This window comes from Solwaraspora sp. WMMA2065, assembly GCF_030345075.1.
Lineage (GTDB): Bacteria > Actinomycetota > Actinomycetes > Mycobacteriales > Micromonosporaceae > Micromonospora_E.
On the sequence record NZ_CP128361.1, the window covers coordinates 4,101,053 to 4,114,042 of the forward strand.

The window sequence follows — 12,990 nt, forward strand, 5'->3', positions numbered from 1 at the left end:
CCGCCGGTCCCTCCGGGGTCAGGCAGTCCTCGCCGCCATGCATCGGAAAGGGCATGACGTTGCTGGCTTGTCCTGGCCGGACCCGGCCTGTCGTCGCGTCGGCAGCGGCCGATCGAGGTGAGTGTGGTGAGCAGGGCGACCGGGTCTTCGTCCTTGGCGAGCACGCCGGTGGGGTCAGCTACGGCGGGACACCGTGATCATGTTGGTGTGATTGCCGTACAGTTCGACGCACCCGTTGATGCGGGGCCTACAGTTCCCGCCAACTCGGATCGCGCGGATTGTCGATGGTGTATCTCACCGCCGCAGACATGCTCAACGGCGTCGTAACCCTGTTGGCGCACCTGAACGCCAGGTACGTGTTGGCCGGTGCCGGCGGCGGCTGGAGTTTCGCCGTACGCCGTACCCGCCGTCATGGTCTGCGGTTGAGCACGCCCGCTGGCAGGCCGCTTGCCAGGTGCCCGAGGCCGACTACGCGGTGGCCGTCTGGCGCGGCACCAACGCGTTGCTGGCCGCCCGCACCCCGACCGACCGACCGGCTCACTCTGCCGGCGTGACCGCTGTTGCGGCGGCCCTGCGGGTACGCACCGCGACGACGGCAACGGTCGTGCCGGACATCGTCACGCTGCCACCGGCCTTGTCGACAGCGGGTCCGACGCCGTCCAACATCGCCGTCTGTTCGTCCGGTGCCAGCCGGGTGAGGAGGCCCTGGGTCAGCATGAGATCGAACAGCTCGTCGCGGGTGTACGGCTGCGTCCAGTCGAAGCGCAGCTGCTCGGGGGTGCTGAACCCGCCGACCTCGTGCATGCCGTCGGCGGCTCTGGTCAACAGCGGCTGGTACGCGTCGACACCTTGCTTGTCCGGCTCGAAGGTGACCGGCGAGTCGGACACCACCCGCCGGTAGGCGGCGGTGAAGGCTTCCGCCACGAGGGGCGGGAGCTGGAAGACGTGCCAGAAGGGTGCCAGCAGACCACCGGTGCGCAGGACCCGGGCGGCTTTGGTCGCCCCGGCGACCGGGTCGACCCAGTGCCAGGCCGTTCCGGCGATGACGGCGTCGAAGGTCCGTCCGGCGGCCTGCCACTTCTCGAATGTCGCCACTTCGACCTCGGCGCCGGCGCGCCGCGCGAAGTCCGCCATTCGCGGGTCGGGTTCAACCCCGAGCACCGTGCAGCCGGCCTGCTGGAACTGTCGGGCTTCGATGCCGGTGCCGCAGCCGACGTTCAACACCTCGGATCCGGGACTGGCGGCGACGATCCGCCGTACCAGCGCGTCGGGGTAGCGAGGTCTGGCCCGGTCGTAGCGCGGTGCGTCGACGCCGAACGATTCGGCGACGCCCCTGGCAAGATGAGGATCCGGTGGCCGCCCGGACGATGAAGTGGGCATGCGCCCACTCTAGTGGGCAGTCGCCCATTGCGGCGGTCCGACAGGCGAGCTGAGGAGCGCACAGTGCCAACCGGTGTGGCCATCCGCGACGCGCGCGAGCTGTTGTTCGACGCCGCCGAACGCGTCCTTCTCCAAGCTGGGCCAAGTGGTCTGACCAGCCGGGCGGTCACCACCGAGGCGGGGGTCGCCAAGGGCGTCCTGCACCGCTACTTCGCCGACTTCGACACCTTCCTCACCGAGTTCGTGCTGGACCGGATGGCTCGGATCGATACCCAGGCCGCCGCCCTGCAGCAGGCAGCCGGGACCGGCACCGTCGCCGACAATCTGACCGGGCTGCTCACCGAGCTGTTCGGATCGGTGACCCTCGCCCTGATCAGTCTCATCGTCTCCCGCGACGAGCTGCGCGGACGGTTGCGGCAAGCCAGACCGGACCCCCGACTGCCGATCCTCTCCGACGCCACAACCATGATCGCGTCCTACCTGGCCGCCGAGCGGGACCTCGGCCGGATCGCGGTCGACGCCGACATCGACGCGCTCGCGCCGATGCTGGTAGGGACCGGACATCTGCTCTTCGCTGACCGGGAGACCGAACCGCCGGACGGACCGGCGGTGCGCAAGGTCGTGACCATCGCCCTCGACAGCGCAGCACCGGGCCCATCACGTTGACGATCGTTGCTTGACCTCGTCGCGGCGGCAACGACGCCACACCCCGTCATCATGTTCGTCGACACTGCGCTGGTGGCCGTAGCCGACCGGCCGGCAACATTCGCCAGAAGTAGCTTTCGGTGACTGTCTCATAACCGACAGTGCGTCAAATGAGTTATATGTCCGACCCGGCCCGCGCGCTGAACATCGATACTGACGAGAGGATCAACCCAACGAAAGACCTCTGCCGTAGCGGCAGCAATCCAAGGTACCCTCGAACACGAGGAGAACTCACAGTGTCACGCCCTCGTCACAGGCTCGGCGGCGAGTACGAGGAACTCCTCAAGGAGGTCGAGAAGGATGGCTGGTCCGTCACCGGAGGAGGGAACAAGCACTTCAAGTTGAAGTGCCCGAATCCCTGTAAGTGCATGAAGACGATGTCAACGACGCCCTCTAATCCGAACTACTTGCGAGACATGAGGGCTCAGCTTCGTCGGGCGACGTGCTGGGAGGCAACGTGAAAGAGTTCCGTCTCGCGGTCCAGATGACCTTCGTCAGCACCCCCCATGGCACCGATGAGCAGTTCGAAGAATTCATCGATGCGGTCCAGGAGCAATTGGATTCTCTGGACGTCGAGGTCCAGATCGCTGCGAAGCTCACTGACCGGATCGTGGACATCGCCACGTCGACCGAGGCCACCAGCTTCGAGTTCGCTGCCAGCAGGCTGCTGATGGACATCCGTACCGCGCTGCACGCCGTCGGCTGTCACACGCCGGACTGGCCACGGTTCCAGGCGGTCGACCACCACCTCCGAGAACTCCAGGACGCCTGACAGTCTGCGAGGCCGCCACGGCAAGCTTGACCTTGTCGTAACGGCAACGTTTTTACTGGTGGCATGCGGATCGGCGAGCTCGCCGCGCTGGTCGGGGTCTCCACCCGGACCGTGCGCCACTACCACCATTTCGGGTTGCTGCCTGAGCCGGAGCGGCTGTCCAACGGCTACCGGGAGTACCGGCTACGGGATGCGGTCGCGCTGGCCCGGGTACGCCGGTTGACCGAGCTGGGGCTCTCGCTCGACGAGATCCGTGACGTGCTCGCCGACGACCAGGGCCGGGAGCTGCGCGAGGTGCTCACCGAGCTGGACGCCGACCTGGCCCGCCAGCAGACGGCGATCGCCGAGCAACGGCAACGGCTCGCCGCGCTGCTGGCTGCAGGTGAGAACCTCGACGAGCTGGACGCCGATGCCACGGTCTCCGAGCCGATGGCGGCGGTGCTGCGGCAGCTGCCGACCGACGGCTCCGCGTTCGCCGCCCTGGACCGGGAGATGCTGGCGCTGCTGGACACCGGGGTCGGGCCGGAGCAGCGGGGTGAGTTCAGCGCGCTGTTCCAGCCGCTGACCGAGCCGGCGACGCTGGCCCGTACGCAGGAGTTCTACCGACGGCTCGACGAGATCGCCGACGCGGACCCGGCCGACGCGCGGGTGGCGTCGCTCGCCGCCGACCTGGAAGGCTTCCTGCCGGCCGAGATGACCGACGCGATCGCCACGAACGCCGGCGACGCGGACGGCGTCCAGTGGCTGACCGCGATCACCCGCGAGTTCTCCCCCGCCCAGGCCGAGGTGTTCCGGCTGCTGGTCGCCCGGTTACGAGGCCGACGATGACTGCGCGACGGCTCGGGGTGGTGCTGCGCCGGCTGGTCGGGTTCGAAGCCGCCGGCATGGTCAGCCTCTGGCTGTGGGTACGCCGTCGCCGCCACGGCGTACCGGAGTCGGCGACGGCGGTGCCCTACGCCGGGGCGGTGGCGTCGACGATGGTGATGTTCCTGGTGGTGTCGATCGTGGAGCTGGTCGCGGTGGAGATCCTGCTGCGGGCGATCGGCGCCCCGGACCCGCTACGGCACGCGATTCTGCTGATCGACGCGTACGGCGTACTGATCGCTCTGGCGGTGATCGCCGCGACCGTGACCCGACCGCATGTGATCGGGCCCGACGAGATCCGGGTCCGCAACGCCGCGTTCCTGGACGTCCGGGTGCCCCGTCGGCTGGTCACCGAGGTCCGGCTGGTGCGCAACTACAACGAGCAGGGCACCATCCGGGTCGACGGTGACGTGCTCATCGTGTCGGCGATCGCGCAGACCAACCTGGTGGTCGAGCTGGCCGAGCCGCTGCGGGTGGTCCGCCCGTTGGGCCGCATCGCACACGTACGGACGATCCGGTTCTTCGCCGACGATCCGGTCGCCGCGCTGTCGGCCTGGTCGACCCGGCAGGCCGCGACCGGCCGGGATACGGCGACGCGGTCGGCAGTGGCGACGCCGGTCAGCCGAGCAGCTGCTCCGAACGCTCCCACAGCCGGCGGGCAAGATCAGGGTCGTACGCCTGGGAGTTGACGCGTTTGGCGGGCCAGCAGCAGGTCAGCAAGCCCGTCCAGCGGGTGATCCTGGAAACGCCCGCGCTGCTCGCCGTCTACCTGCGCAAGCTGCAGAGCATGCAGCACGCCGTCGTCGCGGTGCTGCGGGAGCGGGCGGCGGCGGCCGGCGCCCCGTACGCCGCCGACGACCCGACGCCGGGAGCACTCGCCGCTGCAGCCTTCGGCTGCCTGGTCGCGGCGCAGCACGCCTGGCTGGCGTCCACGACCGAGCACTCACTCGCCGACCACGTCGACCGGGCGATGGCGGCCCTCAGCCCGCGCTAGGTGGCCGCGTCGCTACCAACGCAGCGGCGGAGTCGCTACCAGCGCAGCGATGGAGTCACTTCCATCGAAAATGGACGAACAGTCGGCCGAAGTTCTTCGAGTCCTTCTCCACCCGGTGGTAGAGCTGCTTGACGTCCTTCTGGTCGAGGAACCGCAGCACCCGCTTCTTCAGCTGGCCGGAGCCCTTGCCAGGGATGATCTCGACGAGGGTGGCCTTCTTGGCCACCGCCTCGTCGATGACGCCCCGCAGCGCCCGGTCGATGTCCTGGCCACGGTTGTAGATGTCGTGCAGGTCCAGTTTGATCTTCACGACACCCTTCCGTTGACCTTCGCCTCGACCCGGCGCAGCGCGGCCAGGTAGTCCGAATGCTCGGAACGCATGGCAGCGGCGAGCCGCAGGTGCCGCAGCGCCTGCGACGGCCGACCGAGCCGTTCCAGGGTACGACCCAGCACGTGATGGGCGTAGTGGTCACTCGGGTCGCGGTCGATCAGCTCGCGCAACTGCTCCTCGGCCCGGCCGAGCTGCGCCGACTTGAAGTAGGAGCGGGCCAGCAGCTGGCGGACCGCCGAGTTGTCGGGCTCGGCGGCGATGATCGGCTCCAGCAGCCGGGCCGCCCCGGACGGGTCGCCGGACTCGAAGTACAGGTTCGCCCGGCGGTACTCCTCCAACAGATCCATGGCCGCCCCACCTTCCCGGTCGCGATCACCGACACCCTTGACGCTGGCACAACCACCGGCGGAATGCGACTGTTCCCGGACCGGACATCCGCCGGCCACCCAGCCAGCTTCGGGACGATCCGGCACAGACCAGTCAGGGTCGGAATGGTTTCAGGGATCGGACCGGTCACGCGGTCGGACCGGGTTCAGGGTCGGATCAGCGTCCAGGCCCGTACGCCGCCGACGATGCCGGCCGTGTTCGGCACCACCACCACGTCGTCGCCCATCCGGGCCACCTGCTCGGGACGGATCAGCCGCGAGTTGCCGCCGCCGAGGTAGAGCCGGTCCCAACAGAACACTGGTCGCAGACCGTCGACGACGCCGCGTACCCGCCGGGACCAGAACGCGTCGCCGAGCCGGCGGCGTTCGTGCTCGCCGACGTAGGTGTCGTAGCTCTGCCCCCAGCGCACCGGCGCCTGGGACAGCTCCAGGTGCGGGGCGAGCCGGCCGCCGTCGAACAGCGCGCAGCCGAGCCCGGTGCCGAGGGTGAGGACCAGTTCGCAGCCGGCGCCGGCGACCACCCCGGCACCGTGCACCTCGGCGTCGTTGAGCACCAGCACCGGCAGGTCGAAGGCGGCGCCGAGCGCCGCACGGGCATCGAAGCCGGACCATTCGGCGAACAGTCCCGGGTCGACCCTGGTCCGCGGACCGGCCTTCGTCACATAGTGCGGGGTGGCGACCACCACCCCGTGCCGGATCATGCCGGGCATCCCGACGGTGACCCGGTCGGCCGCCGGCAGCTGGTCACTCAACCCGCGCAGGGTGTCGACGAACCGTTTCGGCGGCAGCGGGTACGGGGTCGGCACCCGCAGCGGCCGGGCCCGCATGGTGCCGGCCTCGTCGAGTACGGACGCCTTGATGCCGCCGCCGCCACAGTCGATCGCCAGCGTGGAAATCATCAGCACAGTGTGCCGGTCGGCGGCTACGATCGCCGGGCCATGAGCGCCACATTGATCGCCAGAGACCTGTCCGCCGGGCACGGTGACCGGCAGCTCTTCACCGGGCTGGACCTCGTCGTCGCGCCCGGCGACGTGATCGGGTTGGTCGGCGCGAACGGTGCCGGCAAGTCGACGCTGCTGCGGATCCTGGCCGGGGTGGCGGCACCCGAGTCGGGCGCGGTCACCCGCAACCCGCCGACCGCCACCGTCGGGCTGCTGCCGCAGGAGCCGCAGCGCCGGCCGGGTGAGTCGGTACGCGACTACCTGGCCCGCCGGACCGGGGTGGCGGCGGCGCAGCAGGCGATGGACGCCGCCGCCGAGGCGCTGGCCGCCGGGCAGCCCGGCGCCGACGACACCTATGCGGTGGCGCTGGAACGCTGGCTGGATCTCGGCGGCGCCGACCTGGCCGAACGCGCCGAGCAGGTGGTCGCCGACCTGGGTCTGACGGTGACGTTGGACCAGCCGACGACGGCGCTCTCCGGCGGCCAGGCGGCCCGCGCCCAGCTCGCGTCGCTGCTGCTCAGCCGCTACGACGTGGTGCTGCTCGACGAGCCGACCAACGATCTGGACCTGGCCGGGCTGGCCCGGCTGGAGCAGTTCGTCACCGGGCTGCGCGCCGGTGCCGTGCTGGTGTCGCACGACCGGGAGTTCCTGGCCCGTACGGTGAACCGGGTGGTCGAGCTGGACCTGGCCCAGCAGCAGGTCAACCACTACGGCGGCGGGTACGAGGCGTACCTGGCCGAGCGGGAGGTGGCCCGCCGGCAGGCCCGGGCGGCGTACGAGGAGTACGCCGACACCCGGGCCGGGCTGCAGGCCCGCGCCCGCACCCAGCGGGCCTGGACGGACAAGGGGGTCCGCAACGCCCGCCGCAAGGCCAACGACAGCGACAAGTTGACCACCAACGCCCGGACCGAGGCCGCGGAGAAGCAGGCGGCGAAGGCGCGGCAGACCGAGCGGATGATCGAGCGGCTGGAGGTCGTCGAGGAGCCGCGCAAGGAGTGGGAGCTGCGGATGGAGATCGCCGCCGCGCCCCGGGCCGGCGCGGTGGTCGCGGTGCTGCGCCGGGCGGTGGTACGCCGGGGCGGGTTCACCCTCGGCCCGGTGGATCTGCAGATCGACTGGGCGGACCGGGTGGCGATCACCGGGCCGAACGGGTCCGGCAAGTCGACGCTGCTCGGTGCGTTGCTTGGGCGGCTGTCACTGGCCTCGGGCGAGTCGTGGCTCGGCCCCGGGGTGGTGGTCGGCGAGATCGACCAGGCCCGCCAGCTGTTCCTGCGCGACGAGCCGGTGCTGGACACGTTCCGGGCGGCGGCCGACCTGGCCCCCGCCGAGGCCCGTACGGTGCTGGCGAAGTTCGGGCTGCGGGCCGACCACGTGCTGCGGCCGGCGGCCACCCTCTCACCGGGCGAGCGGACCCGCACGGCGTTGGCGTTGCTGCAGGCGCGCGGGGTGAATCTGCTGGTCCTCGACGAGCCGACGAACCATCTGGATCTGCCGGCGATCGAGCAGTTGGAGTCGGCGCTGGCGTCGTTCACCGGCACCTTGCTGCTGGTCACCCACGACCGCCGGATGTTGGAGTCGGTGCGGCTGACCCGCCGGATCACCCTGGACGGCGGCGGCCCCGCACTCCGGTCGCTGCTGGACCTGTCCCTCGACTAGGAGCAGGACCAGGGGGTACGACCAGGTTGCGGGGTCGCCGCCGGGGCACTCCGGGTCAGCGGCGGTCGTCGTCCGGTGTCGGTTGCGGCAGCTGCTGGTAGATGTCCGGGATTCCGTCGCCGTCGCGGTCCTGCCGTTCCTGTTCGGAGATCCGCCGGTAGACCTTGTTGCGCCGGCTGAGGACGATGGCGGCGAGCATCGCCGCGGTCAGCGAGCCGATCAGGACGGCCGCTTTGACAAAGGCGTCGCGGTCGCTGCCGGCGCCGAACGCCAACTCGCCGATCAGCAGCGAGACGGTGAACCCGATGCCGGCCAGCAGCGACACCCCGAGCAGGTCGACCCATTTCAGCCCGCCCAGGTCGGCGCGGGTGAAGCGGGTCATCAGCCCGGTGGCGCCCAGGATGCCGATCGTCTTGCCGAGGACCAGACCGGCGATCACCCCGATCGCCACCGGATCGGTCAGCACCGAGCCGATGCCGCCGTCACGCAGCGACACCCCGGCGGCGAAGAAGGCGAAGACCGGCACGGCGAAGCCGGCGGAGACCGGCCGCCACCGGTGTTCGAAGTGCTCGGCCAGGCCGTGCTGCTCGCCCTTGCGGGGCAGCACCGGCACCATGAAGCCGAGCAGTACGCCGGCGATGGTGGCGTGTACGCCGGAGGCGTGCATCAGCGTCCAGGTGATGGCGGCCAGCGGGATCAGCGCCCACCACCAGGTCCTGCCGAACCGCAGCAGCAGCGCGAAGGCGAGCAGCGGTAGCAGGGAACCGGCCAGTGCCAGGAAGTTGACCTGTTCGGTGTAGAAGAACGCGATGATGGTGATCGCCAGCAGATCGTCGACGACGGCCAGGGTGAGCAGGAAGGCGCGCAGGCCCTGCGGCAGGTGGGAGCCGATGACGGCGAGCACGGCGAGGGCGAACGCGATGTCGGTGGCGGTGGGGATCGCCCAGCCGCGCAGCGCGCTGTCGCCGGTGTTCAGGTTGATCAGTACGTAGATGAGCGCCGGCATGGCCATGCCGCCGACCGCGGCGATCACCGGCAGCGCGGCCCGGCGTGGGCTGCGCAGTTCACCGGCGACGAATTCGCGTTTGAGTTCCAGACCGACCACGAAGAAGAAGATCGCCAGCAGGCCGTCCGCCGCCCAGTGCGCCAGGTCGACGTCCAGGTGCAGCGGTGCCCCGCCGGGCCAGGGCACGAACTGGCCCAGGTCCGTGTAGGCGTCGCCCCACGGGGAGTTGGCCCAGATCAGCGCGATGACCGCGCCGAGCAGCAGCAGCCCGCCGCCGACGGTCTCGGTGCGGAGCACGTCGCCGATGAACTTGGCTTCCGCCCAGGAGGAGAGCTGGAACGGACGCCGGGACTCCGGCGGCCTGGTTGAGTCCGACTTTTTGCTCGATCCGGACTTGTCGCCGGATCCGGAGGCCTTGGTGGGGGTCGGGTCGGTCATGTAGAGAACTCCACCTCCACGTACATGCAGCAGGTACAGCGACGCCGGTCCTGGTTGACCGGCGCGTCGATGATGATCACACTATCCGTTCCGGCACGGTTACCGAAGGTCTCCGGTTGGCGATGCCGCCGCCGGACAACCTCCGGCGCCAGTTGTGCCGTACCCCGATTCTTCCAAGGTCATGTCGCGCTGACCAGCAAGTGCGGGGTCTCTCACCGACCCCGGCCGGTGCCGCAGCCAGAGTTCGAGTTGAAGCACCGTGTAGATCTCGCCGGCGTGGTCCACCCCGGCCTGGTGCTCGTCGAGCAGCCGGCGGACCGCAGCCGGCTGGAACAGGCCACGGTCCTGGAAGGTCCGGTCGGTGAGCAGGTCCCCGGCGAGTTCGCGCAGCTCGGCCCGCAGCCAGCTGGCCAGCGGTGGCCGGGCGTCCACCGGCTCGGACGTGACCGCCCGGCCCGGCAACCAGCCGGCCGCCGCCCGCCGCGCCAGGTTCCGCCGCCGCCCCGGCACCTTCCACGATGCCGGCAGGCCGGCCACCCACTCGAGCAGTCGGTGGTCGAGCAACGGCGCCTGCAGCCGTAGTCCCGCGCCGGCCGACACGGTCGACCACCGGGCGAGTACGTCGCCCGGCAGGTATCCGTGCAGGTCCGCGTCGGTCATCCGGGTCGCCTGGGAGTCCCCTGACGAGGCGAGGTAGGCCGCCTCAGCCAGCAAACCGCTGTCCACGTTGGCGAGTTCGTCACGCAGCCGCGCCCCGTAGAGGGCGTTCTTCTGCTCGGCGCTGCACTCGGCGACGATCCGTGCGTACCGGGTCGGTGGTGGGCAGCCGGCGACCTCCAGCAGCCGGCCGAGCCGACGCACCGGGGTTCCGGCCGTGCTCCGCCGCACCAGCGCGGCCCCGGCCCGCTGCAACCCGGGCAGTCCGGCCGGCCGCTGCGGCCAGCCGTTGAGCCAGCCGAGCAGCAGGTGGTGCGGGAACCCGCCGTACAGCAGGGCACCGCCGAGGCCGCAGAACGCCTCCGCCCGCCGCACCCCGGCGTACCGGGCGACCAGGTAGGCGGGGATCGCGGCCGGGCTGGCGAACGGTTCCTCGAACAGGCCGGCGATCTGCTGCGGTACGGCCGGGTCGAGCCCGGTCACCCGATACTCCTGGTGCTCGGTGCCGAGCGCCCGGGCGACGCCTCGCGCCGCCGCCCGCTGGTCGAGCCGGGGGTCGCCGAACCCGACCGAGCAGGTGTGCGCCCTGACGCTGGTGCTGCGGGTCACGGCGGCCGCGACCAGGGTGGCGCCGATCCCGCCGGAGAGCAGCACCTGCGGCGACCCGGTGGCCGGCAGCCGGGAGCGCACGGCGTCGACCAGCCGTTCGCGTAGCTGTTCGGCGGCCTGGTCGATACCGGGTGCCGACGGCCCGGCAGCGGCGTCGAGTGTCCAGTAGCGACGGGTGGTGACCCGCCCGTCCGCCCAGATCAGCGATGTGCCCGGGGGAAGCTTGCGAATGCCGGCGTAGATCGTCCACGGCGCGGGGACGTACCGGTAGGTCAGGTAGTGGTGCAGTGCGACCGGGTCGAGCTCCTGGCCGGTACATGGATCGGCCAGCAACGCCCGCAGCTGCGAGGCGAAGATCAACTGGCCGCCGCTGAGCCGCCAGTACAGCGTCCGCTCGCCGGTCCGGTCGGCCGCCAGTATCAGCTGGTTCCGGTCGCGGTCCCAGACCGCGATCGCGAAGTCGCCGGTCAGCCTGGTGACGGCCGCCGTTTCGTGCCGACGATACAGGTCGAGCAGGTCGGGTTGGGCGGTGCAGCTGACCGCGACCGCGTCCGTCGTGGCCGTGTAGTACGGCGACCGACCCGGGTAGCGCGGCGACCGGGCCACGGCCCGGTCCTCGTCGGACCAGCGGGCGACGATCGCCGCCCGGTCGTCCAGGTAGCGACCGGTCCGCTGAAGGTCGTGCGGGGTGCAGGCCAGGGCGAGTTGGTCGGCACTCTGGCTGCGACCGCCGGCCTCACCGACAATACCGACTATTGCTGACATATTGTGACGCTAAACCGAGTTGGCTGTGCCGGGTGCCGAGTTGTCGATCCGGTTCACCCGACGACGCCGGCCAGCCCGAGTCTCGTCTTGATTTTAGCCGATTGGCGTTATAGATCCGTAATGTCTGGTTAGCCTGGGTCTCTCAGCGATCGAGCCAGAGGTGATCACATGACCGGGCGACCTGACGATCAGGACAATCCGGCACCGGCCCGGGAGAACTGGGTTGATGCGCCCGCGCACGACCAGGGCCAGCACCGCCCCGCCACGGCGGACGACGACTGGGCCGAGTCACACCAGTGGACCATCGACCAGCAGCACGACCAATGGGCCACCACCGACCAGGCGTACGGCCAGTGGGCCACGACCGCGGACCAGCCGCAGCGGTCCGACCGGCAGCCGGGGGTCTCAGCGACCAGCCCGGTGACGTTGACCCGATCGGGCGCCGGCACCGGCCGGCACCGGCGGCCACCGGCCCGGCACGGCCGTCGCCGGCTGCGCCGCATCGCCCTGCTCGGCATCACCGGCCTGGTGGTCGCCGCCCTCGCCGGGGTGGCCGGGGTGGCCGTCGTCAGTCACTACTACCTCGGCGAGATCAAGCGGATCCCCGACCCGTTCGCCACGATCCCGGCCGACCAGCGGCCGGCACCGACGCCGGAAGGGCTGACCGTGCTGCTCGCCGGCATCGACAGCCTCGCCTCCAGCGCCACCGGCGCGGACTCCCCCGCCGGGCCGTACGGCCGGACCGACTCGCTGATGGTGGTCCGGATCACCGCCGACCGGGAGCGGGCGTACGTCGTCTCCATCCCCCGCGACTCGTGGGTGCCGGTCCCCGGGCACGGCAACCTCAAGATCAATTCTGCGTACGCGCTCGGTGGTGCCAGCCTCGCCGTACAGACGGTCGAGAACGTGACCGGGCTGCGCATCGACCACGTCGCCCTGATCGACCTCGTCGGGCTGCAGGACCTGACCGACGCGGTCGGTGGGGTGACCGTGGATATCCCGGCCGGGACGCCCGGACCGAGCCTGCAGTCGACCTGGCCCGCAGGACTGCAACGGCTCAACGGCGAGCAGGCCGTCCAGTACGTTCGCCAGCGCCACGGCCTGCCGGAGGGCGACTTCGACCGGATGCGCCGCCACCAGAACTACCTGCGCGCGCTGCTCGACGAGACCCTCGACCGGGACACCCTGACCAGCCCGCGACAGCTCGGCGCGCTGCTCGACGCAATCACCGCGACCGTCACCGTCGACGACGGCCTGACCAACGACAAACTCCGGCAGCTCGCCTTCGACCTGCGCAAGATCCGCAACGACGTCCGGTTCGTCACCGCCCCGGTGGCGGACACCGGGTACGTCGGCGACCAGTGGGTGATGTGGCTGGACCCTTATCAGGGTGTCGGCTTCTGGACCGCGGTGCGCGACGACACCTTGGAGCGGTACATCGAGCGGTACGGCGCCGAGCAGCTCGACTCGGTCGTCGTCCGCTGAC

At 70.6% G+C, this 12,990-nt stretch carries 13 protein-coding genes; 7 read left to right on the forward strand and 6 right to left on the reverse strand.

The features are described 5' to 3' along the window. Positions 1-537: 537 nt before the first annotated feature. Positions 538-1,380 (reverse strand): class I SAM-dependent methyltransferase, encoded by an 843-nt coding sequence (locus tag O7610_RS18710; protein WP_289211436.1) that lies wholly within the window; start codon positions 1,378-1,380, stop codon positions 538-540. A 63-nt stretch (positions 1,381-1,443) separates the two neighbouring features. Between O7610_RS18710 and O7610_RS18715 the strand changes: the two genes are divergently transcribed. From O7610_RS18715 to O7610_RS18735, 5 genes are all read left to right on the forward strand, one after another. Next, positions 1,444-2,046 (forward strand): TetR/AcrR family transcriptional regulator, encoded by a 603-nt coding sequence (locus tag O7610_RS18715; RefSeq protein WP_289211437.1) that lies wholly within the window; start codon positions 1,444-1,446, stop codon positions 2,044-2,046. A gap of 481 nt (positions 2,047-2,527) precedes the next feature. Continuing rightward, positions 2,528-2,857, forward strand: a complete 330-nt coding sequence (locus O7610_RS18720) for a hypothetical protein (protein ID WP_281567207.1) — start codon at positions 2,528-2,530, stop codon at positions 2,855-2,857. Positions 2,858-2,920: 63 nt separating this feature from the next. Further along, positions 2,921-3,685, forward strand: a complete 765-nt coding sequence (locus tag O7610_RS18725; RefSeq protein ID WP_289211438.1) for a MerR family transcriptional regulator — start codon at positions 2,921-2,923, stop codon at positions 3,683-3,685. Beyond that, positions 3,682-4,410: a hypothetical protein gene (locus O7610_RS18730; RefSeq protein WP_289211439.1), complete on the forward strand. Its 729-nt coding sequence runs from the start codon at positions 3,682-3,684 to the stop codon at positions 4,408-4,410. The genes O7610_RS18725 and O7610_RS18730 overlap by 4 nt, the downstream gene beginning before the upstream one ends. Beyond that, positions 4,407-4,715: an acyl-CoA-like ligand-binding transcription factor gene (locus O7610_RS18735; protein WP_289211440.1), complete on the forward strand. Its 309-nt coding sequence runs from the start codon at positions 4,407-4,409 to the stop codon at positions 4,713-4,715. The genes O7610_RS18730 and O7610_RS18735 overlap by 4 nt, the downstream gene beginning before the upstream one ends. Before the next feature lie 55 nt (positions 4,716-4,770). On the opposite strand, the gene O7610_RS18740 is transcribed toward O7610_RS18735, so the two are convergent. The 3 genes from O7610_RS18740 to O7610_RS18750 form a co-directional block, all read right to left on the reverse strand. Continuing rightward, positions 4,771-5,025: a Smr/MutS family protein gene (locus tag O7610_RS18740; protein ID WP_123606272.1), complete on the reverse strand. Its 255-nt coding sequence runs from the start codon at positions 5,023-5,025 to the stop codon at positions 4,771-4,773. Next, positions 5,022-5,393: a tetratricopeptide repeat protein gene (locus O7610_RS18745; RefSeq protein WP_281551962.1), complete on the reverse strand. Its 372-nt coding sequence runs from the start codon at positions 5,391-5,393 to the stop codon at positions 5,022-5,024. The genes O7610_RS18740 and O7610_RS18745 overlap by 4 nt, the downstream gene beginning before the upstream one ends. 185 nt (positions 5,394-5,578) lie before the next feature. Further along, on the reverse strand, positions 5,579-6,331 hold the full coding sequence (locus tag O7610_RS18750; RefSeq protein ID WP_289211441.1) for an ROK family protein: 753 nt from the start codon (positions 6,329-6,331) through the stop codon (positions 5,579-5,581). Positions 6,332-6,370: 39 nt separating this feature from the next. Between O7610_RS18750 and O7610_RS18755 the strand changes: the two genes are divergently transcribed. Then, complete coding sequence (locus O7610_RS18755) at positions 6,371-8,029, forward strand: ABC-F family ATP-binding cassette domain-containing protein (protein WP_289211442.1); 1,659 nt, start codon at positions 6,371-6,373, stop codon at positions 8,027-8,029. Positions 8,030-8,084: 55 nt separating this feature from the next. On the opposite strand, the gene nhaA is transcribed toward O7610_RS18755, so the two are convergent. Further along, entirely contained in the window at positions 8,085-9,473 is a 1,389-nt protein-coding gene (nhaA, locus tag O7610_RS18760) for a Na+/H+ antiporter NhaA (RefSeq protein ID WP_289211443.1), read from the reverse strand. A 99-nt stretch (positions 9,474-9,572) separates the two neighbouring features. After that, positions 9,573-11,504, reverse strand: a complete 1,932-nt coding sequence (locus O7610_RS18765) for an asparagine synthetase B family protein (protein ID WP_281551966.1) — start codon at positions 11,502-11,504, stop codon at positions 9,573-9,575. Positions 11,505-11,672: 168 nt separating this feature from the next. On the opposite strand from O7610_RS18765, the gene O7610_RS18770 reads away from it, so the two are divergent. Next, entirely contained in the window at positions 11,673-12,989 is a 1,317-nt protein-coding gene (locus tag O7610_RS18770) for an LCP family protein (protein ID WP_281551967.1), read from the forward strand. Position 12,990 lies beyond the last annotated feature (1 nt).